The organism is Shewanella maritima (genome assembly GCF_004295345.1).
Classification (GTDB): domain Bacteria; phylum Pseudomonadota; class Gammaproteobacteria; order Enterobacterales; family Shewanellaceae; genus Shewanella; species Shewanella maritima.
In genome coordinates this window covers 3,782,137-3,805,606 of record NZ_CP036200.1, presented here as the reverse complement: position 1 = coordinate 3,805,606, position 23,470 = coordinate 3,782,137, and the positions used below count along the sequence as shown (strand labels likewise).

Here is a 23,470-nt window from a genome sequence, read left to right as displayed (position 1 = left end):
CATCTTGTTGGTTTGATGTTATTGTTTATGTTCATTGTCATAGGTAGTAGTTCCTCCAGCGGTTGAAGCCGCTTTGATTAAGTTTTTCACATAGGCACTAGGACTAACCCCAGCATCTTTAGTAAGCCGACTCAGCGAGTGTTTAACATCGCCGTACACTTGCACCCTTATTGGTTTTTCTTTCTCACGATGTTGCATTAGTCATCATCTCCATTAGCGCCTGTATCGCTCTGTGAGCAGCGTTCTAACACTTGAGCTATCTTGTCAGCTTGAGTGTCAGTTATCGCCATTTCGCAAGCTTCAGCAGCGCTTACAGTAGGCTTTTCATATAAGGCGCATATCTCATCGCCTGTTCTTTTATTATTCAAATTAAAGTCCTCATTGTTTTGTTACAACATGTCATTAGGGGGCGTGTCTTTGCGCATTTGACGCCTTATTTCAACAGCACCCGTCTAATCAATTTTATTAAATTTCAGTATCAGATTTTCCCCTTGTTAAAGTGCCTAAAAACGCAAAAAACCCAGCCACTTACCTAGAATAATCTAAGCAAATGAAACTGAGTTTCTATTACTGCTTTGGGGGTTAATCAGGCAATATCCCGTTAACCTCGTTAATCCATTGCATCAGCGACACACTAACTAATGGTTTTGCCCGTGTAAACAATACATTAACTTCTATTCACCTTTTTTATTTGTTCCAATGACGTTTTACAGTTGCTAGGCTCAAACCTAACTCAGCGGCTACTTTGCTCTGAGATAATCCACCAGCCTTACATTCTTGCACTTTGGCAGTAGTGTCAGTGGCTTTAGGTCTGCCTAGTGTCTTGCCCTCTGCCTTGGCACGTTGTAGCCCCTCTTGGGTACGTTCACGGATGCGGTTACGCTCGAACTCAGCAAAAGCACCCATCATTTGCAACATCAAACGCCCCTCAGAGCTAGACAGATTAGCAACAGGCAAATCTAAGCACACCACCTCAATACCGTTAGCAATCAAAGCGTCAACAGTCGATTGAACATCAATGTTATCGCGGCCTAGGCGGTCAAGCTTCAATACAATCAGACGGTCGCCAGCTTCCATGCGTACATTAACCAATTGCGAGAAAGCTTGTCTTTCCATGGCGACAGTCGAACCTGAAACGGTTTCGGTAACTACTCGGCTATCCTCAATTTCATAACCAGCGTTGCGAATAGCTAATACTTGGTTCTCGGTGATTTGTTCGGTTGTAGAAACTCGGCAGTAAGCAAAGGTGCGGCTCATTGGTATCAATCCTAATTCGTTAGTGTCATTTAATGGTGTCATCAATAGTAAGTGGTGTCAACAATTGTTTAGGCTATTTTGTTGATACCAATCAAAGGATAGGTTTTATAGTGTCATAAAACGGATGTTTGTTGATACCACCTAGTTATAGGGAAAACCTCAGGCCACCAGCCAGCCCGTATCAAAAAGCACAGACGGACGAGCCAAAAGCGAAGTAGTCCCGCAAAAGCCCATTCCCCAATTAAGCAGCGATAAATGAGGGTATTCCCCGCATCTAGCCAAAACTCAAAATTGAAAGTAAATAGGGTATGTTTATCAATCGGGGTAAATAGGTTACATGGATAAGAAACATTGGATTTCTATTTATTTTGACTCTAAGCCAGTTGACATGCTAACTACCACAAAGCTAGGCGCAGTGCCCCAAGGCGAAGTTGAAAGACTTGTCGACAGCTCCTTCGAGCTAGTTGTGAGTAAACTCACCAAGAAAGACCAAACCTCAATTCGCAATCAAATGTAGTGTTAACCAGAATCAAGGTTCTCAAATCTAGCGCTCAGCTATATCTAGAATTAAGGTGAATGTAGTGCACACTAGCTAGCAGATGCATTGCCCAATAAGCTTCTGCGCAACTAAGTAAATGAGATAGGCTCTAGTCTAGATTGACCGCTCTTATCCCGTCGGCTAACCCAACACCACTAGTTCAAACACAGTAAACTGCCCAAAATAAAAGCTGCAAACATCCTACAGGCGTTACCGCATAACAACCTGCTGGCAAACAAAAATATCAACCCCTCGATAATCATTAAGCTAATCAGTCGCTAACGACCAACTGTTACACTCACACAACCAAACCATAACAATCGGTAACTTTAGATAGGCATTGTTATGATATATCATAAATATAAATCTAATTATTACCGTATTGGTAACGGTAATTGACTATTATTAATAATCCCATAAAACGATCTAACCATTATGCAAAACCACGGACTATTTCAAAAAAGTGCCATTGCCATAGCAGTGTCGCTAGCAAGCAGCGTAGCTATTGCTCAAAGCGCTGACGAAGCAACGACAACCGAGCCAACGCTCGATACACCAACAGTTGAACAAAGCATTAATCTCGACACCATTGAGCGTATTGAGATCCACCACAAATGGCAGCCTTATCGCGGTAACGTGCCGCTCAGCAAAACGCCACAAGCAATTGATACCATTAGCAGTGAGACACTTGAAAACGCCGGTATCACCCGCTTTCAAGAAGCGCTTGATATGTCTTCTAGCGTGGTAAGACAAAATAGTTCAGGTGGATTGTGGGACAGCTTTGCAGTACGTGGTTTTGCCGGTGACGAAAACAATGCAGCGGGCTATTTAGTCAATGGCTACAACGTTGGCCGTGGCTACAATGGTCGTCGCAGCACCTCAAACATCGAAGTGATTGAAGTGATGAAAGGTCCAGGCTCAGCGCTGTATGGACAAGGTGAGCCAGGCGGCACAATTAGCATTATCACCAAAAAACCTAAGTTTGAAGAACAAGGCTATGTGCAGCTAACCTTGGGTGACTACGACAAAAAGTACACGGAATTTGATTACACCAATGGTATTTCTGAAGATGTGGCATTTCGCATCAATGGCTCGTACGAAGACTCAGATACCTACCGTGACCATGTGTATTTTAAAAGCTTAAACCTACACCCATCGCTACTATGGAACATTAGCGATCGCACTAGCGTTAACTATGAGATGGAAATCCTTGATCAAGAAAAGCCTTTAGATAGAGGCGTATTTGTTCTTGATAATGACTTTGACGCCGCATCAACCAATGCTTTTTATGGCGACATCAAAGACGGTGCCCACAATGTAAAAGCCCTAGGCCATCAAGCATCGCTTAGACACACCTTATCTGACACCTGGCACTTACTGACTGGATTCTCGTATCGTGAGTCATCATTTAAAGGTCAGTCGTCTGATGCTGAATTATCAGCAGGCCGCCAACTGATTTATGACGACCCAACCAAGCTTTCTCGTCAGCGCCGCGAGCGCGACTATCAAGCAAGAGACTTCACTACACGCCTTGAAGTCAGCGGTACATCAACCCTGTTTGGTTTAGAAAATAATTTCTTAATTGGTGGTGATTACTATGACTACCATGTCGATACCAAGTTAAATCGCTGGCGTACAGCCTATGGCTCTGGCGATCCAACCTATGCCATTGACCCAAATAATCCAAACTATGATCAGGTTCAGCCAGAAACCTCAGTACAAACGGATCAAACGGAAGATCAGCAAGCTGGCGGTGTGTATGTGCAAGACCAAATTATGCTAGGCGATAGAGCATCGATATTAATCGGCGCACGCTATGATAAATTCAAGCAAGAGATCTACGATTTCACCCGCGACCGCGCACAAAGCCAAAGTAAATCTGCACTGAATCCACGCTTAGGTATTACCTATGAAATCACCGATGCAGTGAACTTGTACACCAACTATGCAGAAGGCTTTAGACCAAACCCAGGCTTAGACTCAAATGGTGACGCTTTTGATCCAGAAAAAAGTAAATCGTTTGAAGTAGGTGCTAAGTGGCAAAACGCTAGTGATACCTTCAGTGGTAATATCGCCTGGTTTAACTCAACTAAGAGCAATATCTTAACGGCTGATCCGTCAAACCCTGACTTCTCAGCTACCTTAGGTGAAGCCACCAGCCAAGGCATTGAGCTTGAGCTAACGAGTTATATTACCGACAACACCAACGTTAAATTAGCCTACTCATATACCGATGCTAAAACGGCCAATGAAACCACTAACCCAGATTGGGGCGTAACCATCCCTAAAGGCTCAAGATTGATTAACATTGCCGAGCACGTGGGTAATTTTTCTCTTAATCACTACGCTAATATTAAGAGTATGGAAGCCTACTTTGGCACAACAGTGAACTATGTTGGCGACAGATTAGGTGAAACGACCGACCCTGACTATATTTTGCCAGCTTACACCCTAGTTAACCTGCATGCGTCATTACAGGTGAACAATGACTTAAGCCTCAAGTTTGATATTAATAACCTGTTTAATACCAAGTACTTTGAAAGCTCGTACCACAAACTGTGGACCATGCCAGGTGAGCCGTTAAACTTCCAGGTGAGTGTGAAGTATCAGTTCTAACTTGTTCGCTAAGCCATAAAATAAAGCCCTAGCAACTACTAGGGCTTTTTTTATCTAACGTATCAATGCAGATATGCTATTGGCTTAAACAAGCTGAGCAAACTCTTTGGCAAAGGCATCAAAAGTTCTTGCTGGTCTGCCAAGCACCTTCTCCACATCATTGGTCACATAGGCGTAATCCCCTTGTGCAAACCAATCCATGATTTCTGCCAAATGCTCAGCTAGCCATGGGTTCATACCCGCAGATTGCATCGCCTGTTGCGCAGCAAGCTTTGGCACGGCGACATATTGAATATCCTTAGCCGCAGCAGCCGATAACACCTTGGCCTGCTCAGCAAAAGTTAACCCCTGCGGCCCAGACAATAGATAAGTTTGCCCGCTGTGCCCTGATTCAGTTAACGCAGAGACGGCTACCGCTGCCACATCGCGAATATCCACCACGCTTTGCGCGGCATCAGCTAACGGCAAGAAGAATTGCCCCATAGACTTAATCGTCTCTAGGCTGCCAAACAGGTTTTGATAAAAAGAGTTTGGCTGCACTAGGGTATAACTGACACCAGACTGCTTGACCATTTCATCAGTAATCGCGTGAGTGCGAATAATTTCTGAGCCAGCATCTTGTCTAGCGCCCATGCCAGAAAGTTTAACCAGGTGCTTGGCACCACTGGCTTTCATCGCCTCAAGTACATTCGTTACCCACTGTTTATTATCTGGGTGCGCGACCATAGCAAGGTAAACCGATGATACACCTTGCATTGCTGCAATCATTGAAGCCACATCATCAAAATCGCCGAGATAAACTTGCTCGCCAGTTAAATTTAACGCTTGCGCGGCCTGAGCATTTCGTACCATCACGCGAAAGTCAGCCTGCTTTTGTTGTAGCTGTTTAACCACTTCTGAGCCCGTGTTACCTGTCGCACCTAAAACTAAAATAGCCATATCGTCACCTTAATACCAATTAGCACAAGAATGTGATCATTCTTACTGGTTAAAATCGCTTATAACTTCGTTAAAAATTTTGTAGGTAGAACAACTAGCTAGCTGCAATTTTCGCCTTGTTCTAAACGATTTTTCCTGCGTAATATCTGATCACTCACTTATCCCAATTGGTATAAGTTGTAAAACTTGCGCTTGTTGCAGTTGATGAGCAAAACTATAATTCATCCCGAATAAGACTATTAGATGGTTAAATTGGGCTTCACTTTCCCATATTTGGGATGCTTAAGTTCAATCACAAACAATTGACCACTAAGCGCTAAGCAATAAGGTAATAAAGATGAAGGAATTTGATGGATTGCCACTGTTTGCCAAAGTGGTTGAGCTAAAGAGCTTTGCAGAGGCAGCAAGACAGCTACAACTACCAACAACCACGGTAAGCCGTAAAATCCAGCAGCTTGAAGCTGAGCTTGGCGGAAAATTACTTAATCGCACTACCAGAGCATTGTCGCTGACAGAATTGGGTGAGCAAGTTTTACCAAAAGCTATGCTTATTCAAGATACCATCAAAGAGCTGCAAACCGATGCCGAAGCCTTTGCTAATCAGCCCATGGGTAAACTACATATATCTGCGCCGCGCTCTTTTTGTCAGCACTTGCTCGCGCCATTGCTTGCAGAGTTTAGGAGCTTATACCCAGGAATAAAATTAGAGCTAGAAGCGGCAAACCGAATACAAGATCTCACCAAAAGCCGTGTGGATTTTGCGTTTCGTATCGGCGAGCTAAAAGACTCATCCTTAATCGCGTTGCCGCTGACAGCTGTTGACTATGAACTCACTGCCAGCAAAGCCTATCTGGATCAGAATCAAGCACCAAAGCACCCTGTTGATTTGATTAAACACCCAAGTATTCGTAATCATGTTGACGGCTATATCTTGCCCTGGCAGTTCAGTCAGGCTAATGAAAGCTACAGCCATCAAGCTGATGCCGATTTACTGTCAGACGACCTCGATGTATCTGTGACTTACACACTAGCAAACCTTGGTATTAGTTACTTGCCCGTGTCATTAACCAAGCGATATCTCGAATCAGGCGAGCTTATTACGCTACTCCCAAACTGGGATAAACTCTCCCCGATCGCTTATTTACTGTATCCAAACCGCAAACACTTACCGCAGAAAGCCAAGTTGTTTATCGAATTTATTAAGCAGCGTAAAAGCTTCTTTAAAGACAAGCTGACGTATAATTAAAGTTAGGTTGAATGGTAAAAAACATAAGTGTTAAACCGCCTGTTCAAGTAAGTCTTTATTCGCGCCCCACTGTTTTGGCGACTGACCATACATACGCTTAAACTCGCGGCTAAATTGTGATGAGCTTACATAGCCCACACAAAGCGCGGCCTCGTTAACCGTCATACCTGCTGCTATTTTCATGGCGGCATCATTCAATCGCATGGATTTCACAAACTGAATTGGCGACATAGTAGTTGCCTGCTTGAACTTACGATGAAATACCGCGCGGCTCATACCAATTTGGGAGGCTATATCATCAATAGTGATGGATTCACTTAAATGACTCGATAGATATTCGATTGCACGTGCTATTTCATTACCGGCGCCATAAGCTCGCATCGCAGAGGCGCCAGCTTCACCTTTAAGCACGGCGTAATACAACTCGCGTAAGCGACTATCAGCTAAAATGGCAGTATCAGCTGGGCTTTCATCAAGTTGCAGTAATCGCAGCAGAGCTTCGCTAAAACTTTCGTCCCAGGCTGCTAAATTCAATCCAGCGGGCTGCATTGACGCACGGCGCGCGCGGCTCACGCCCGTCACATTGCCATACTTAATTGCCAGCTCACTCATCAGCTTGGTATCTAAGGTGATATATATACCCAACAGTGGATTCTCATTTGAGGCTTGTGGTGTGCCCGCTTCCACTGGCATAGACATAGTGCAGCACAAGTATTGATTGTTGCCGTAAATAAAGTGTTGACCATCAAGGATCGCCTCTTTGGTGCCACTAACAATGGCAACAATTGTCGGCTCGTAGACGGCAGGTGCGCAGCGCATTGATTTGGTGACCCTAAACATATTAACGCTGGAAATCCCGGTTGGCTTAATACCGTCATCACTCATCCGCCGCTCAATGATTTGTTTAATTTGTAGCTGGATCTGCTCTCGACTCATGCCCATATCTCTGACCTCAATCACTATTCTAAATCACTACCCACGAGTATTTTGCCGACGATTTACCTTAACCAAGGCAAGCTAACCTTTCACCCTAGTTATAACGCCAACTGTTAAGTTCGCCAAACAATTATCACCAACTTGACACAAATAGGCATATTTTAGCGACAAACTCGCCTATTTAATGCGCACGACGATACATATAATACAACTCAAGCATTAACGCATAGTACTAAATAACTGCCCGATTGAGCAGCAGATAGAGCTAAGGAGTCGACAAGCTAACTTGTCCATTCCAGTTTTGAACAACGAATTTGAGGATTGTTAACTATGACGACTAAATATTTTGGTAACAAAGGCTGGACTCCTGAGCGAATCGGCTCACTAGCTGGCAAGACTTATTTGATCACAGGCGCAAATACAGGTGCAGGTTTTGAAGCATCACGCATTTTATTAGCTAAAGGTGCCAAAGTTGTGATGCTAAATCGCAACGCAAGCAAATCAGCGGCAGCGATTGCAGCGCTCAAACAGCAATTAGGCAATGATATCGATGTTAGCTTTGTGCAAATGGATCTTGCTGAGCTTGCATCTGTGCACAAGGCCGCACAGCAGGTTTTACAATCCACAGCGAAAATTGACGCGCTAATTTGTAACGGCGCTATCGCACAGGTTGCCAAGCAAGAATTCACGAAAGATGGTTTTGAAAGCCACCTTGGGGTCAATCATTATGGTCACTTCTTATTATGTGGACTGCTGTTTGACCGCATCGAGGAGTCACAAGGTCGCATTGTCGTGGTGAGTAGCGAAGGCTACAAAATGGGGTTAAAAACCATGCAGTTTGACGATATGAACTGGGACAAAAATTATCACCCTAACCATACTTACTGCCACAGTAAATTGGCACAGATGATGTTTGCCTATGAATTACAAAACCGCATCAAAGACGCAGGCAAGCGTGTTGAAGTCTATGTGTGTCATCCGGGCGCATCAAAGACTTCGTTGATCAACGATAAAGCCAGCCGCGCTACTCGTATTATCTTTGGCATAATGGCGATGCTACCCATTGTGCAGTCTGCAGAGAAAGGTGCATATCCAGAAATAATGTGCGCCACCGAAACAGGCTTAAAACAGCGTGCTTACTATGGTCCGACTGGGTTTCAGTACTTTGTTGGCCCAGTAGACGAGTGCAAACTAGAAGCGTTCGCTCATGATGAGCAGGTATGTCAAACCCTGTGGCAGTTGTCAGAACAACAAACAGGATTTAATTGGGCGCTATAAGCTATAAAAACAAATAAAGCCGTGTACGTTATATAGCAGCACGGCTTTATTGGGCAAATGGCGGGCGGTGCAGTTGTTAGAACTTTAACGACAGGTCGATAACTAACTTACCAATGTGCTTTTTCAACTCAAACTCTTGCTGCGCCTGAGCGATTTCAGACAAAGCAAAGCGATTAGCAATTAACGGCTTGATTTGTTTAGCTTCAATACGCGCAATGAGATTGGCAAACACATCCTTGGCTAAAATTGTACAACCGAATAAGCTCAGGTCTTTCAAATAAAGCGTGCGCACATCTAGCTCTACTATCGGTCCAGCAATTGCGCCCGATGTGGCATAACGCCCGAATGGTTTAAGCACTTGCAAAAATTGCGGCCACTGCTCACCCGCAACTAAATCAATCACCACATCAACGCTGTTTTGCCCTAGTTTTTTTGCAAGATCATCGTTTCTATCTAGTACAACATCTGCGCCAATAGCCGTTATTTCGGCAAACTTAGACTTGCTTGTAATCGCAATTACTTTCGCGCCTCGCGCTTTGGCTAACTGAATCGCCGCAGAGCCAACACCACCAGATGCGCCGCTAATTAACACTAAATCGCGCTCTGTTGCATTAACGCGCGTTAGCATGTTTTCAGCAGTCGAGTATGAACACGGAAACGAGGCAAGTTCGACATCGCTAAGTTCACTAGATACAGGGTAAGCATGCTTTGCCGCGACTTTAGTGTATTGCGCAAACCCACCGTCACATTCTGAGCCGAAATACCATGGCGACGCCAGCACTTCATCATTAGCTTCTTGCACGCAGGGCTCAATTAGCACTCTACGCCCTAGCAAGTTTTTATCGACCTGCTCTCCAACAGCTACCACAATGCCACAAACATCTGCGCCTTGAATTCGCGGAAATTGAATTGCCTCGCCAGACCAGCTTGCATCGCTGCTATTGGTAGCAGATGGTTCAGATTCAGGCGCTATGTTCTCGGCCTCAGTGTTTTTAAGTTCAGCGCTTTCAACATAAGATTTTGAGTACCAGGCTTTGCGTGTATTAAGGTCGGTATTATTAACCCCAGCAGCAGCCACTTTAATTAGTACATCACTAGCGCTAATAGTTGGTACAGGCACTTGATGATTTAGCACTAGCTTTTCCACACCGCCATGACCGAGTAATTGCACAGCTGACATGTTATTTGGGATGGTTTCCATACTGGACTCCGGTCTGTATTTGAGTTGGGGGAAATGAAGTTGCGCTAAGTTTTATCACCTTAGCACCAGGGCAGAATTAATGCTGAGGAAACACTTTACCCAAGCAAGCTTAAATAGCCACTAAAAAGGCAGCAATACATGCGAATATTGCTGCCCAAGTTCAAACTATTGGCAATTGCCTAACTATTGCTTACATCAAATTCTGCTCAACGCTAACGCTATGCATCATGTGCCACCACCTGCTCAGTCCCGCTAACTGCTATCACTTCAAACCGATATAGCTGCTGACAATAGTCAATCGCCACCTGCTGCCAGGTAAAGCGCTGCTCTCCTGCTTTTTCTCTTATAGCTAGCCAGTCATTGTCACCATAACTTGCTAGGCACTCATCGAATACCCGCAGCAGTTGTTCGGCCTGTTGCTGAGGATTGTCACCACTAAATTGCCAACCCGTTTGCTTATCGATAACCGTATCTTTTAAGCCGCCAACGGCATGGACTAAACAAGGCTGATACTGCTTCATTGCGAGCATCTGGCTAATACCGCATGGCTCAAACGAGCTTGGCATAATAAATAGCTCACCTTGTTGGTATAACTGCTCAGATAGCAGTTCATGGTAACCGTTTAAAAACAGTAAATTGGCATGCTTTGCGGCTATCTGTTGCATTTGTTTAGCAAGCTCAGCATCTCCACTCCCCAGCAGAATGAACTTAGCTTTTGGATGCTGCATTTCAAGGTTTAGCAACATTAGCTCCAGCGTCTTGTGCTCGGCTGTCACCTGATATAACAACAAGGCAACTTTTTGCGAGGTTAAGCGGCCAACCGAGGTGAGTAACCAGGTGTGAGGTATCACTAAGCCTGGTGGATACAAGTTTAACGGAGATTTACTTTGCTTATTCTCGTCTTGCCTTTGCCATTGGCGAAGCCGGTTGGCAGCTATAAAGTCACAGGCGCTCACTTGCTCTTTCGTGCCCTGCCATTCAATCAGCACATCTTGAATAAGGTTAAACAAACTCTGGCGGTTGTCAGCAGAGGTGTACGCGCGCTTTTGCTCAACTGACGGACAAGCATCATGATAAAAACAGCCATTGATTATGCCGATAAGCTGGCCTTGATGCTGCTTTTCAACTAGATCTTGCTCTAAGCCTTCACCACCTATGAAGCCAAGTTGAGAGTCTGATGCTCGTGTCACTTCTTGGGCATAACTTGGAGACACAATATGTACACAATCACTATGAGCGATGCCAATGCGCATTGGGTTAATGCAGTTATCGTATCTTGGGTCGAGTAGTTTAAGCTCACGAGCTTTGGTTAAATCAATCTCTGAAAACCAAGGCTTAAACCAGTGACAAAACGATGATTCATCGTGGCTGAACGGTCTGACACCTTGAATGGCTAAATTGTGAATGGTATACACGCAGCGCATGGTTTTAAGTACGGCAAATTCATCTACTTGTGAGCGCAGCATAGCAAGCATTGCTGTGTGCCAATCATGAAGATGCAGCACCTGATAGTCAGCAAGCAGGCCGTGCCTAAACGCGCTGGCGACACTTAAACAAAACAGAGCAAACTTATTTGCATCATCAGCAAATGGCCGCTGGTAATGTGACTCAGTGTATACCTTGCGCTGACCTTGACGGAGCTGAGGGTGATTAAACAAAGGGTGGCTAAATATGTACACCTGAGGTTGCGGCGCATCATGTTCAGCAGCCGAGGCAGAAGCAGGGAGTTGCGGCCGAGGCATTTTATATAGTTTAACCAGCTCAATACGTCCGGCATATGGCACCTCAACATTTGCCACAAACTGCGCCTGATTATCGCTGGCAATAAAACCATAGTCAGGCATGGCGACATCAGCTTGCACATTTTGCTCAATTAATGCCGGCGGTAAGTCACGAATAACATCTGCCATGCCACCGACTTTCGCACCATTTATGGCGCCATTTTCGGCGGCGACTAACATCACTTTTTTTTCTTCAATACTTTGATTGTTTTTAATATTTTGCTCCATCAACTCACTACCGCCTATTCGTATCCCACAGGTAAACCCAACATTTTTCGCGTCACTAAGGTAACGCCGCCTTTTGACACCCTAAAGCCGCGTGCGCGGTCGTGTTCAGGGTCAAAGCCAATGACCATACCCTCTGGGATAATGCAGCCACGGTCGATAATGGCATTCTTAATGCGGCAGTTTTTCAGCACCACGACATCAGGCAGCAACACCGCGTCCTTTACAAACGAATATGAACACACGCGCACCTCATCAAATAGCACGCTGCGCTTCACTTTAGCGCCAGAAATAATACAGCCACCTGAAACGATTGAGTCCACCGCCATGCCTCTGCGGTCTTCATCATCGAACACAAACTTAGCAGGTGGTAGCTGCTCCTGATACGTCCAAATCGGCCATTTAGCGTCGTATAGGTTCAACGCAGGTGTGGGGGAAAGCAGCTCCATATTTGCTTGGAAGAACGAGTCTAACGTTCCGACATCACGCCAATAAGGCGGCTCACTATCGAGCGAGCTTGCAAAAGGGTAAGCAAATACATTGTGGTCTTTGATGATATTGGGAATGATATCTTTGCCAAAATCGCGTTCTGAATTTTCATTCACCGCATCTTTCTTTAGCTGATCAAACAAGAACTTAGTATTGAACACATAGTTACCCATCGACGCCAAACACTTCTCGGGGTTTTTAGGCATATGTTTCGGATGCTCGGGCTTTTCTTCAAAGCCGATAATGCGATTATCTTCATCTACTTCCATCACGCCAAAAGCGCCGGCGGCTTCAGGAATATCCGCTTCTAGGCAACATACCGTCATATCTGCGCCAGACTCGGCATGGGCGGCAAGCAAGCCTGCATAGTCCATACGATACACATGATCACCCGATAAAATCATCACGTATTTAGGCAGTTCATGGCGAATAATGTCGATATTTTGAAATACCGCATCGGCAGTGCCTTCATACCAATTACCCGAAGTTTGCTGCGAGGCTGGTAGAATTTCTACCGACTCACCAAGCTCCTTTTTAAAATGCCCCAACCACGCGTCACATGACGAATAAGCGAGTGAGACTTGTACTGAGTGACCACGCCAACACGGCGAATGCCCGAATTAATGCAATTAGATAGTGGGAAGTCGATAATGCGGAATTTACCCCCAAAATACAGCGCGGGTTTAGCACGCCAATCAGTAAGCTCATGCAAGCGTGAACCGCGACCACCTGCGAGAATGATGGCATAGGTATCACGGGTTAAGTTACTGATATAACGAACACTATTATTCATATACACTCTCCAGTTAAACCTTAAACTTCAGGTACGTCCTTGTTTCTAAATCCGATAAAGCCTTATTTCATCCAAATGTGGTCACGGTAGCCTTCAATGGTGTTATCACTTGAAAAACGTCCGCTTGCCGCTGCATTACGAATGCTCATTTGCTGCCACTGGGATTGATTTTGATAGGTTTTCGCGACTTGCTGCTGGGCGCGGCAATAGTCGTCAAAGTCTGCGGCGAGCATCCATTGATCATTGGGGTCTTTAATTGCGTTGATGATGTCGTCAAAAATATTTGGCTCAACCAAATTGAAATGACCGCCCTCAAGCATATTGAGCACTCCCTGCAACGCTTGGCTACGCGCGATAATCTCGCTGGGGTTATAGTGAGGTTTTAAGGCTTCAACCTCGTCGGCTTTCAGCCCAAATAGGAAGAAGTTTTCTTCACCTACTTCTTCAATCATTTCCACGTTGGCACCGTCTAATGTGCCTATGGTCAATGCGCCATTCATCATAAACTTCATGTTGCCGGTACCGGATGCTTCTTTACCTGCGGTAGAGATTTGCTCAGATAAATCCGTACCAGGGCAGATTTTCTCCATGGCGCTAACGTTATAGTTGGGTAAAAATGCCAAGCGCAGATAAGGGGTCACAACTGGGTCAGAGTTAACCATATGGGCAACATTGTTGATCAGCTTGATAATTTGCTTGGCCATGGCATAGCCTGGCGCGGCTTTACCGCCAATTAGTACACAACGCGGCACCATACCCTGAGTATCGCCAGACAAAATGCGCTGATAAAGATGGATAACATGCATGATGTTCAGTAGCTGGCGCTTGTATTCGTGAATCCGCTTTACCTGCACATCAAACATCATCTTGGCATCAAAACTCACCCCGCATTCTTGCTCAACAAAGTTAGCCAAGACCTGCTTATTCGCCTGTTTAACTTCAGCCCACTGTTTGACGAACTGATGGTCGGCGGTAAACGCATTTAGCGCGGCGAGTTTTGATAAGTCGGTCACCCAATCATCACCAAGGCGCTTAGAAATCAGCGTTGATAATTGCGTATTGCAGTAGGCTAGCCAGCGCCTTGGAGTGACACCATTAGTGCGGTTATTAAATTTTTCAGGCCAAAGCTGGTAAAAGTCATTAAATAATCCGGCTTTAAGTAGCTTAGTGTGCAGCGCTGCAACGCCATTGACCGAAAAGCTGGCAACGATGGCAAGATAGGCCATACGAATGTGCTGCACAGGCCCTTCTTCAATAATCGACATTTGCGCCAACTTTTGACAATCGCCCGGCCATTGGTGTGCCACCTGCTCGAGATAACGGGCGTTGATCTCAAAAATAATCTCCATAATCCGCGGCAGCATATGTGCCACCATAGGCACACTCCAACGCTCTAACGCCTCTGGTAACAGTGTGTGATTGGTATAGGCAACGCTACTGCTGGTAATTTGCCAGGCTTCATCCCAGCCAAGTCCGTGTTTATCCATTAATAAACGCATCAATTCTGGCACAGCGATACTAGGGTGAGTGTCATTTAACTGAATAACATTGTTGGCGCTAAACTGACTGAAATCATTACCAAACTTATCCAAATGGCGGTTGATTAAATCTTGCAGACTCGCTGAGCTTAAAAAGTACTGTTGGCGTAACCTTAGCTCCTTACCATTCTCACTAGCATCATTGGGATACAGCACCATGGTGATTTGCTCAGCGAGGTTTTTCGCAGCAACAGACTCGGTGTAATCCCCATCATTAAACTCGGCTAAGTTAAAATCGTCATCCGCTTCAGCCTTCCACAGTCTTAAGGTGTTAATACGTCCATTACGGTAGCCGGGAATGGGCATGTCGTGAGGCACGGCTAGCACAGTCTGCCCTGCTTGCCACACATGGTGGCGACGGCCAGTATTGTCTTCATATGTATGGGTATGACCAAAAAACGGCACTGATACTGTACGGTGAGCGCGGCGCACCTCCCAAGGGTTACCGTCACGTAGCCAGTAGTCTGGACGCTCGATTTGATAACCATCGACAATTTTTTGGGCAAACATGCCGTATTGGTATCGAATACCATAACCAGTAACCGATAAATCTAAACTGGCACAGCTATCGAGGAAGCACGCTGCTAACCGCCCTAACCCACCATTACCTAGGCCTGCATCATGTTCATATTCTTCTACCGCTTCTAATTCACTGGCATATTGCGCCAACACTTGGCGGCCTTGCTCGGTTAAATCAAGATTTAACAGCGCATTGCCTAGGGCACGCCCCATTAAAAACTCTAAAGATAAGTAAGCAACTTGCTTTTGCTTAAAGTCATTATCTTTTAGGCGGGTTTCACGCCACTCATCAAGCATTTGCTCCTTAAGAGCTAACGCTAGCGCGTCAAACAACTGAGATTGATCTTTCTCGGTTGAGCACAATCCATAACGTATTTGCCGCGCTACGCCTGAAGCTAAAGACTCATGATCAACCCCAGTAGCAACAGGCTGTGCTTTGCTCGTCTTGGCTTTGGTCTTAGCTGCAGCGCTAGATTTAGTTGAGGTGCTAGATTTAGTTGTCGCTTTAGTACTTGAAGTTTTAGTACTCGAGTTTCTAGTCGTCCGCTTAGCAGCAGTTTTACCGGTAGAGGATGTTTTGCTAGCGGCATTACTAGCGCGTTTACTAGACGGTGGTGTATTGGCAGAGCTCATGATTCTCTCCTTGAAAAATGACTGTGAAATATCATTAAACTGTGTGCTTGCAGTTGATAGTGCGAGGCTGTGCTGTCACTAGGTAAATAGCGCGTTTTGCGATTGGCGGTATCGATTTGCTGACTATCGGCAGCTGAAGCGGCAATAGAGGCGCTTGTCACTAAATGCTTTGGAGTAGAAAACAGCTCAAACTCACCTTGCCATGGGGTATCTTCTTGGGTATCGAGTACCCGCTGCCAATGCTCAAAATGTGCGAGTTGTGGCAACTGAAAGTCTTGTTGGCAGTTATCTGCATTGAGCAAAATGAGAATCGCTTGAGCGTTACAAGGTGTTGGCATCGAGCCTTGTTCAGCTAAATCACCACAGATCATCACTGCCAATGTTTTACAGTGATACTCACTCCAAGCCGCTTTACTCATAGGGTCGCCCTGGCGGTTGAACCACACCATGCCGTTATCAAGCTCAGCGTGGGGCTGATGAATAAACTGCTGATGACACAACATTGGGAAGCGTTTACGTAGTGCAATCAATGCCTTGGTAAATGCCAGCAAGCCATCATCGCATGCTTGCCAATCAAACCAGCCATTGGGGTTATCTTGGCAATACGCATTATTGTTGCCCTTTTGGGTTTGCCCCACCTCGTCACCCGCCAGCAACATAGGGACGCCTTGAGATAACAATAAGGTGGTTAACAGGTTGCGCTGCTGTCGCTGACGCACTTGATTGATGGTGCTGTCAGATGTGTCACCCTCGACACCATAGTTACAGCTGAAGTTTTCTTGATGGCCATCGCGATTTTGCTCACCATTAGCTTGATTGTGCTTATGTTGATAACTCACTAAATCACGTAGCGTAAATCCATCGTGACTGGTGATAAAATTAATACTCGCGCTTGGGCCGCGACCACCATGCTCAAACACATCACTGGAGCCATGAAAGCTCTTGGCAAAGTCAGACAACATGGCATCATCACCACGCCAAAATCGGCGCATCACATCGCGATATCTGTCGTTCCATTCACTAAAACCAATGGGGTAGTTGCCCAGCTGATAACCGCCAGGACCAATATCCCAAGGCTCAGCGATAAGTTTCACCTGACATAAAACAGGGTCTTGCATCAGGGCATCAAAAAAGCCGCTGCCTGGGTCAAAACCATAGGCCTCGCGGCCAAGACAACTGGCAAGGTCAAATCGAAAGCCGTCTACTCCCATCACTTCAATCCAATAGCGCAGCGAGTCCATCACCATCATCAATACTTGCGGGTGATTGATATTTAGCGTGTTGCCACAGCCGGTATCGTTAATGTATTTTCTAGGCTCATTCGGCATTAAGCGGTAATAACTAGCGTTATCTATGCCGCGAAAGTTATAAGTTGGCCCTAGCTCATTGCCCTCTGCAGTATGGTTGTAAACCACATCTAAAATCACCTCGATACCCGCTTGATGCAGCGCCGACACCGCATGCCTAAACTCAGCAATATCGGCTTGGCTTAAATAACTTGGGTGCGGCGCGAAAAAGCCTAAGGTGTTGTAGCCCCAGTAATTATTAAGCCCTTTCTCGATTAAAAAAGGCTCGTCAGCAAAGGCCTGTACTGGCAGCAGCTCAATTGCTGTAATCCCAAGCTCAGTGAGGTATTGAATAATTGCCGGCTCACCCAGTGCGGCAAACTTACCGCGTTTTAGCTCTGGTACGTTAGGGCAAGTCTGAGTAAAGCCTTTAACGTGGGTTTCATAAATAATCGACTTAGCCAGCGAGCGCTTTATTGGCTTAATAATGATGTCTTTAAGCGGCGCGGTATCGACCACCACACACTTAGGCATATAGGGCGCACTGTCTAATTCACTGAAACTCAAGTCCGCCTTTACTGTGCGCGAGCGATAACCGTATATCGCTTCATGATGCACTAACTCACCATCAAATTGCTTGGCGTAAGGGTCTAGCAGCAACTTGTGATGATTAAACCTATGACCAAGCTCAGGCTGATACGGACCATAAACTCGGTAACCATAACGTTGCCCTGCGCTCACGCCCAAAATGCAGCCATGCCATATGTGACGAGTTTTAGCGCTTAAACTAAACTGCGCCACCTCGTTATGCTGCGCGTCAAACAGGCATAGCACGACCTTGGTAGCATTGGCTGAAAACAGTGAAAAATTAACCCCACCTTCAACCACATTGGCCCCAAGCGGAAAAGCGCTACCCGCAACTAGCGTCCACTGATGCAGGCTTGAGTACTCGGCTGCGCTGCTCATTACGCGCCTTTACCATTAGAAGGCTTAACTGCAGTTTTAGCTTTGCTGTTAGTTTTAGCTTTGCTTTTAGCAGAAGTAGACTTGGTTTTGTTTACCGCGTTAGTTTTAGAAGCAGTTTTAGACTTAGACGCTGCTGTAGCAACAGCTTTGGGCTTAGTCGTGCTCTTGGTGCTCTTAGTCTTAGTATCTTTGGTCTTAGTATCTTTGGATTTATTGGCTTTGGTTTTAGTCGCTTTGGTTTTAATGGCTTTGGTTTTAGTTGCCTCGGTTTTGGAAATAGCTTCAGGCTTCACCTCAGATGTTGGTTGCTTGTCGCTGTTGGCTTGCCCCTCTTGATTACTCGTCTGAGTTTGTGAAACTGGGATCAAGTAACAGCAGCCCAGCGGTGGCACGCCAATCAAAGCGCTTTGCGCTTGTTCTTGCCAGGGCTGCGCCTCAGGCTCAACGGTATGCTCATTGACCACATGACTGCCACCATAGTGTTTGTCATCGCTATTAAGCACCTCAACATAGGCTTCATTATTGGGTAGCCCTACACGAAATCCATGGTGTACTTGCGGCGTCATATTCACGACCACCAGCACATGAGTTTGTTTTTGCTCGCAAAAGCGTAAGTACACAAACACGCTATTATCGGCGTTATGACAATCTAGCCACTGAAAACCGCTAGGCTCAAAATCTGCTTCAAACAGCGCCGGTGTCTGATGGTAAAAAGCGTTTAAGTCGCGCACCCAATCTTGCACACCTTGGTGCGGCGCGTATTGCAGTAAATGCCAATCAAGGGAATAGTTATGGTTCCACTCATCACGCTGAGCAAACTCGCCGCCCATAAAGAGCAGTTGCTTGCCTGGATGCGACCACATAAAGCCATAATAGGCGCGCAAGGTTGCAAACTTTTGCCAATCATCACCGGGAATTTTTGAAATTAGCGCCGCTTTACCATGCACAACTTCGTCGTGACTCAGCGATAAAATAAACTGCTCAGTATGGGCGTAAACCAAGCTAAAGGTCATTTCGTGATGGTGATGACGGCGATAAATCGGGTCACGGCGTAAATACCCCAAGGTGTCGTTCATCCAGCCCATATTCCACTTATAACCAAAGCCTAAGCCATCATCGCTAACAGGCTTAGTCACGCCGCCCCAGGCGGTAGACTCTTCGGCAATCATACAAATGCCGGGAAACTCTCGATGCATACTGCTATTGAGCTGTTTAAGAAACGCTATCGCACTGAGGTTTTCACGTCCGCCATGTTCATTTGGCAGCCACTGTCCTTGCTCGCGGCTGTAATCTAGATACAACATGGACGATACGGCGTCGAGACGCAGGCCATCAAAGTGAAACTCACTTAGCCAGTAATGGGCATTACTGAGCAAAAAGCTTTGCACTTCAGCGCGGCCATAATTGAAGATCAAAGTGTCCCAATCTGGGTGCTCGCCTTGTCTTGGGTCGGCATGTTCGTATAAACAGCTACCATCAAAGCGTGCTAAACCATGATGATCTTTCGGAAAATGTGCAGGCACCCAGTCAAGTAAAACAGCAATATCATTGGCGTGACAAGCATCAACAAAAGCTTTCAAACCAACCGCATCACCCATTCTTTGAGTTGGTGCAAATAGCCCCACAGGCTGATAGCCCCACGAGCCATCAAAAGGATATTCACTGATTGGCATCAATTGGATATGACTAAAGCCAATTTCAACCACATAGGGGATCAGCTCATCAATTAGTTGCTGATATTGATAATATTGCTCGCCGTTCTCCCCGACTCGGCGCCACGATGCCAGATGCACCTCGTAGGTCGACATAGGGCTTTTATGAGATGCGACTGCAGCGCGCTTAGCTAACCAATCATCGTCTTGCCATTGGTACGCTTCCTTTGGTGGCACCACAGAAGCATTGCCTGGCGCGCCTTGCATGCCCTTGGCATAAGGGTCAGCCTTTTCAACCAATTCACCTTGTTGGTTAATCAATTGAAATTTATATAGTTGCCCAGCTTCAACTTCGGGAATAAAGATATCCCAAAGTCCACTTGCAGGGTGAAAACGCATCATATGGCGCTCGCCATGCCAGTAATTGAAATCGCCGACAACTGCAACCCGCTTGGCATTGGGCGCCCACACACAAAAATGCACGCCGTGAGTATGCTCGCCATTTGCCGCTGCTAGTTCACGCCAATTCGCTCCTTGAAACTGATATGCCTGTAGCTGACTACCTTCATTAAACAAATATACGTCTTGCTCAGATAATGGGCTTGGGTATTGGTACGGGTCGTTAATCAACTCAAGGCTATGTGGGTATTGCGCGCGCAACTGATATGCAAAAGGATTTTTACGCCTAGGGATCACCCCGCTAAAGTAGCCAGTTTGGTCTTCTGCGTTTAGCTGAGCGACCTTGCGGTTACTCTTTAAGTCAATCACTTCAACCTGACTTGCCCCTGGCAAAAAACAATTCACAATAAGTGATTGGCTCTGCTCATTCTTGTGCATACCAAGCACTGAAAAAACATCATTAAATTGCTCATTGATGATGGCGCTAGCGTCTGTGATTGAAGTCGTCATAGGTTTAATTTCCATATCAAAGTGAATTGTTAATTTGGGGTGCAGCTTCACGTTCATCAGCACCTGGTTCAGGAATTGCGCCGCTAGCAATGGGCGAACAGGCTTCAATGCTGGTGCTCATGGCTCGAGCAAGGCTGATTAAAGATGTGCGCTGTCGCACCTTAGCAAGCTGGCGAATTTGGCTAACGGTGTAAGGCAAGCGTTGCTGCCAATTAGAGTATTGCTTCCAAGTGCCAGGAATATTGACGCATTGGCTATCGTCAAGCAGATCGGCAAGTTGCACGCTAAACAGGTTCGCGCTGCCACTTGCCGCCGTTGCAATCCAAGCGCAAATAAGGGTGTCTGTGTTTAGCTCAAAGAATTCCGGGTGAAATCTAAAATGAGCGTCCTCGCTACTGCTACAATCATTGCCACTCACATTGCTCAAGCTGTTGTCACCGTGTAGCCATTGTTTTAAATCGGCGACAAATTCCAATACTTGGCGCAACTGCCTCGCATCTAACTCTGAGACGCTAGCCGCAGACTTGCCGACGAGCGCTTTGTGGATAAACTCCTGGCCATAGTTTGCTAGCCATTGAAGCAACTGCCATTGCTGCGTTGACCTTTGCGCATAGGCTTGAGTTTCAGCGGCTTGAGTTTCAAACAGGTGCAACTGTTGGCGTAAATTCAAATCTTGCTTTTGCCACCACATTTTGAGTGGTGCGACATCGTGATTTGCCAGCATCATCAAGCTGCGGCGTTTTTGCTGAGCTGGTGGCACAAAACCTTCACTGTGCTCACTGAAATAAAACAGCTCATTGGAATACATGTGACTGCGCGCCATAGCGTCAATAATTGCTGGCGGCACTGTGCCTAAGTCTTCACCAATAACCAGGCAATTGGCGCGCTGGCTTTCCAAACAGATAATTGCCACTAAGGTTTCAACCGGATAAAACACATAAGCGCCATGACCATGACCATGCTGCTTGGTTAACGGCCACCACCATAACCTTAGTAACCCCATTACATGGTCGATTCGCAGTGCGCCATATAACCGCATGTTGCTGCGTACTAATGCGATAAAATGAGCAAACTTTTGCTGACGCATTTTTACTGGGTCAAACGGCACTAAGCCCCAATTTTGCCCGCTGGCAGAAAACGGGTCTGGCGGCGCACCAATACTGGCATTAACGCAAAAGCTTGCCTGCTCGCTTTGTACCTCACAGCCATGCACCACAGCGCCAACAGCCAGGTCACCTACTAAACCAATTGCCATACCACGCTCACGGCAACGCTGCTGACACAAAGCCAATTGCTCATTTGCCACAAACTGCAGGTAAGCAAAAAAATCAGCAGTCGGGTTCATCCACTTAGGCGCTTGTTGTACCTCATTCAAGCAAAACTGTATTAACGCCTCACCTTGTTGTTGCTTAAAATGCTTAAACGCCTGCCCTCGCTGAAAACTTTCGTCATGTAAGTTGCTGGCAAACTGCTGATATAGTGCCAGTAATTGCTGATATTTACGCTTAAACACCTGGATATAATCAATCGTTTCACCAAGAGCTAAGGTAAGATTTACACTGCCAACTTGCGCATTGTCGACACCTTGGAAAACCTCAGATTTAACCTGTGAATATTCAGGAACAGCAGCAATATCGATATAAAGCGGGTTTAAGCGGCGCCTGTCAGTCGGGCTGTATGGGCTAGGATGCTCAGGGTGGGCAATATCCAAGGCGTGAAGCGGGTTTAAAGTGATAAAACTCGCACCGATGTCAGCGCAATAGTCAATTAACTGCCTAAGCGCGCCAAAGTCTCCGATACCATAACCCGATTGCTCGCTGCGCAATGAGTACAGCTGAATACTCACACCCCAAAGCTTCGCTCTATCGTTCACTGGCGCTTGATAGCAATAGCGTGGTGCTAACACCCATTGACCAGTGCAACCCAAATGACCTGCATCTAAGCCATCTACATCTTGGTGATTTGGCGCTTGATTGTTGGAGCCTTGGTCAAACAAGTCGTGCTCGATAACCCGAGCAGTTAATTGATGGTAGCCACTCGATAGCGCAATGGTCTCTGGGATATATGCATTAACATCGACTTGGTAACGACAATAGCGTCGGCCTTGATAATGATATTCACCAATAATATCCTCGGCGTGAGTTTGATAGATAAAAGTAAAATCACTTCCACTTTCTAAATGCACCTTTATTTGTACCTGACAGTCTTGCTCTATCAGGTGCATGTGCAACGAGGGCTTGTCTAGGTGGGAAAATTGAAACTTGGGCAGCTGCTCAAACCATGGCTCGACATCAAGCTGATGGTTTCGCGCCTCGACTATATGCGACTCAAATTGCGATTTGCACTCTTCTGCATCATCCACACTGCTACGCTCATTAGAGAGCATAGCTTTGAGTATCCCTACCCTGTCTTGCATAGGGATACGAATGTGCTGACCAAAACAATCAACAAACTCAGCCCCAACACCCTGCAAATACAGTAACTTATCCAGCCCCATATTTGTCTCCATGTGAAAGACAACCTAAGGCTTAATTCAGCAAGCGCTAATTTATCTCTAAACCCCAATTGGATTTAAACCAAAGTAGACCTGCCAGCTTAAGCCGCCGAAATTAATAAACTTCAACTTAGACATTGCGGTACATATCGAGGAAGTTGCAGTTAACATGCC

15 protein-coding genes and 1 pseudogene are annotated in these 23,470 nt (G+C 45.9%); 4 read left to right on the top strand and 12 right to left on the bottom strand.

What is annotated here, in order from left to right; all coding sequences use genetic code 11:
* Positions 1–18: 18 nt before the first annotated feature.
* The 3 genes from EXU30_RS16170 to EXU30_RS16165 form a co-directional block, all read right to left on the bottom strand.
* A complete protein-coding gene (locus EXU30_RS16170; protein ID WP_130601745.1) occupies positions 19–198 on the bottom strand; it encodes a hypothetical protein in 180 nt (59 codons plus the stop codon).
* Positions 198–368, bottom strand: coding sequence for a hypothetical protein (locus tag EXU30_RS20315; RefSeq protein WP_165399036.1), 171 nt, complete (start codon positions 366–368; stop codon positions 198–200). The genes EXU30_RS16170 and EXU30_RS20315 overlap by 1 nt, the downstream gene beginning before the upstream one ends.
* 319 nt (positions 369–687) lie before the next feature.
* A complete protein-coding gene (locus EXU30_RS16165; protein ID WP_130601743.1) occupies positions 688–1,257 on the bottom strand; it encodes a recombinase family protein in 570 nt (189 codons plus the stop codon).
* Between the two features lie 337 nt (positions 1,258–1,594).
* Here EXU30_RS16165 and EXU30_RS16160 point away from each other — a divergent pair, with 337 nt between their 5' ends.
* Together EXU30_RS16160 and EXU30_RS16155 are read left to right on the top strand one after the other, a co-directional pair.
* Positions 1,595–1,774: an MmcQ/YjbR family DNA-binding protein gene (locus tag EXU30_RS16160; protein WP_242620242.1), complete on the top strand. Its 180-nt coding sequence runs from the start codon at positions 1,595–1,597 to the stop codon at positions 1,772–1,774.
* A gap of 456 nt (positions 1,775–2,230) precedes the next feature.
* Positions 2,231–4,411, top strand: coding sequence for a TonB-dependent siderophore receptor (locus EXU30_RS16155; RefSeq protein WP_130601739.1), 2,181 nt, complete (start codon positions 2,231–2,233; stop codon positions 4,409–4,411).
* A gap of 84 nt (positions 4,412–4,495) precedes the next feature.
* On the opposite strand, the gene EXU30_RS16150 is transcribed toward EXU30_RS16155, so the two are convergent.
* A complete protein-coding gene (locus EXU30_RS16150; RefSeq protein WP_130601737.1) occupies positions 4,496–5,350 on the bottom strand; it encodes an SDR family oxidoreductase in 855 nt (284 codons plus the stop codon).
* A 337-nt stretch (positions 5,351–5,687) separates the two neighbouring features.
* Between EXU30_RS16150 and EXU30_RS16145 the strand changes: the two genes are divergently transcribed.
* Entirely contained in the window at positions 5,688–6,596 is a 909-nt protein-coding gene (locus EXU30_RS16145) for a LysR family transcriptional regulator (protein WP_130601735.1), read from the top strand.
* Between the two features lie 30 nt (positions 6,597–6,626).
* Here the strand turns inward: EXU30_RS16145 and EXU30_RS16140 are convergent, their stop codons facing one another.
* Positions 6,627–7,538, bottom strand: coding sequence for an AraC family transcriptional regulator (locus tag EXU30_RS16140; RefSeq protein ID WP_341274635.1), 912 nt, complete (start codon positions 7,536–7,538; stop codon positions 6,627–6,629).
* Between the two features lie 324 nt (positions 7,539–7,862).
* Between EXU30_RS16140 and EXU30_RS16135 the strand changes: the two genes are divergently transcribed.
* Positions 7,863–8,810: an SDR family oxidoreductase gene (locus EXU30_RS16135; RefSeq protein WP_130601733.1), complete on the top strand. Its 948-nt coding sequence runs from the start codon at positions 7,863–7,865 to the stop codon at positions 8,808–8,810.
* 76 nt (positions 8,811–8,886) lie between these two features.
* Here the strand turns inward: EXU30_RS16135 and EXU30_RS16130 are convergent, their stop codons facing one another.
* The 7 genes and pseudogenes from EXU30_RS16130 to malQ all read right to left on the bottom strand — a co-directional run bounded on the left by EXU30_RS16130 (position 8,887) and on the right by malQ (position 23,299).
* Positions 8,887–10,011, bottom strand: a complete 1,125-nt coding sequence (locus EXU30_RS16130; protein ID WP_130601731.1) for an alcohol dehydrogenase family protein — start codon at positions 10,009–10,011, stop codon at positions 8,887–8,889.
* A gap of 218 nt (positions 10,012–10,229) precedes the next feature.
* On the bottom strand, positions 10,230–12,020 hold the full coding sequence (locus tag EXU30_RS16125) for a glycogen synthase (protein WP_130601729.1): 1,791 nt from the start codon (positions 12,018–12,020) through the stop codon (positions 10,230–10,232).
* Positions 12,021–12,034: 14 nt separating this feature from the next.
* A pseudogene (gene glgC, locus EXU30_RS16120) lies at positions 12,035–13,299 on the bottom strand (glucose-1-phosphate adenylyltransferase).
* Positions 13,300–13,361: 62 nt separating this feature from the next.
* Positions 13,362–15,989 (bottom strand): glycogen/starch/alpha-glucan phosphorylase, encoded by a 2,628-nt coding sequence (locus tag EXU30_RS16115; protein WP_130601727.1) that lies wholly within the window; start codon positions 15,987–15,989, stop codon positions 13,362–13,364.
* Complete coding sequence (gene glgX, locus EXU30_RS16110; RefSeq protein WP_130601725.1) at positions 15,986–18,241, bottom strand: glycogen debranching protein GlgX; 2,256 nt, start codon at positions 18,239–18,241, stop codon at positions 15,986–15,988. Before glgX ends, EXU30_RS16115 begins: the two co-directional genes overlap by 4 nt.
* The gene (gene glgB, locus EXU30_RS16105) at positions 18,241–20,802 is read right to left on the bottom strand and encodes a 1,4-alpha-glucan branching protein GlgB (protein ID WP_130601723.1); all 2,562 of its coding nucleotides are present in this window, start codon (positions 20,800–20,802) and stop codon (positions 18,241–18,243) included. Before glgB ends, glgX begins: the two co-directional genes overlap by 1 nt.
* Before the next feature lie 16 nt (positions 20,803–20,818).
* Positions 20,819–23,299, bottom strand: a complete 2,481-nt coding sequence (malQ, locus tag EXU30_RS16100; RefSeq protein ID WP_130603553.1) for a 4-alpha-glucanotransferase — start codon at positions 23,297–23,299, stop codon at positions 20,819–20,821.
* Between the last annotated feature and the right edge of the window lie 171 nt (positions 23,300–23,470).

What these genes read in the sequence shown, in the direction of transcription:
- EXU30_RS16170 (WP_130601745.1), bottom strand. Translation starts at nt 198, where the DNA reads ATGCAACATCGTGAGAAAGAAAAACCAATAAGGGTGCAAGTGTACGGC.
- EXU30_RS16165 (WP_130601743.1), bottom strand. Translation starts at nt 1,257, where the DNA reads ATGAGCCGCACCTTTGCTTACTGCCGAGTTTCTACAACCGAACAAATC.
- EXU30_RS16160 (WP_242620242.1), top strand. Translation starts at nt 1,595, where the DNA reads ATGGATAAGAAACATTGGATTTCTATTTATTTTGACTCTAAGCCAGTT.
- EXU30_RS16155 (WP_130601739.1), top strand. Translation starts at nt 2,231, where the DNA reads ATGCAAAACCACGGACTATTTCAAAAAAGTGCCATTGCCATAGCAGTG.
- EXU30_RS16150 (WP_130601737.1), bottom strand. Translation starts at nt 5,350, where the DNA reads ATGGCTATTTTAGTTTTAGGTGCGACAGGTAACACGGGCTCAGAAGTG.
- EXU30_RS16145 (WP_130601735.1), top strand. Translation starts at nt 5,688, where the DNA reads ATGAAGGAATTTGATGGATTGCCACTGTTTGCCAAAGTGGTTGAGCTA.
- EXU30_RS16140 (WP_341274635.1), bottom strand. Translation starts at nt 7,538, where the DNA reads ATGGGCATGAGTCGAGAGCAGATCCAGCTACAAATTAAACAAATCATT.
- EXU30_RS16135 (WP_130601733.1), top strand. Translation starts at nt 7,863, where the DNA reads ATGACGACTAAATATTTTGGTAACAAAGGCTGGACTCCTGAGCGAATC.
- EXU30_RS16130 (WP_130601731.1), bottom strand. Translation starts at nt 10,011, where the DNA reads ATGGAAACCATCCCAAATAACATGTCAGCTGTGCAATTACTCGGTCAT.
- EXU30_RS16125 (WP_130601729.1), bottom strand. Translation starts at nt 12,020, where the DNA reads ATGGAGCAAAATATTAAAAACAATCAAAGTATTGAAGAAAAAAAAGTG.
- EXU30_RS16115 (WP_130601727.1), bottom strand. Translation starts at nt 15,989, where the DNA reads ATGAGCTCTGCCAATACACCACCGTCTAGTAAACGCGCTAGTAATGCC.
- glgX (WP_130601725.1), bottom strand. Translation starts at nt 18,241, where the DNA reads ATGAGCAGCGCAGCCGAGTACTCAAGCCTGCATCAGTGGACGCTAGTT.
- glgB (WP_130601723.1), bottom strand. Translation starts at nt 20,802, where the DNA reads ATGACGACTTCAATCACAGACGCTAGCGCCATCATCAATGAGCAATTT.
- malQ (WP_130603553.1), bottom strand. Translation starts at nt 23,299, where the DNA reads ATGGGGCTGGATAAGTTACTGTATTTGCAGGGTGTTGGGGCTGAGTTT.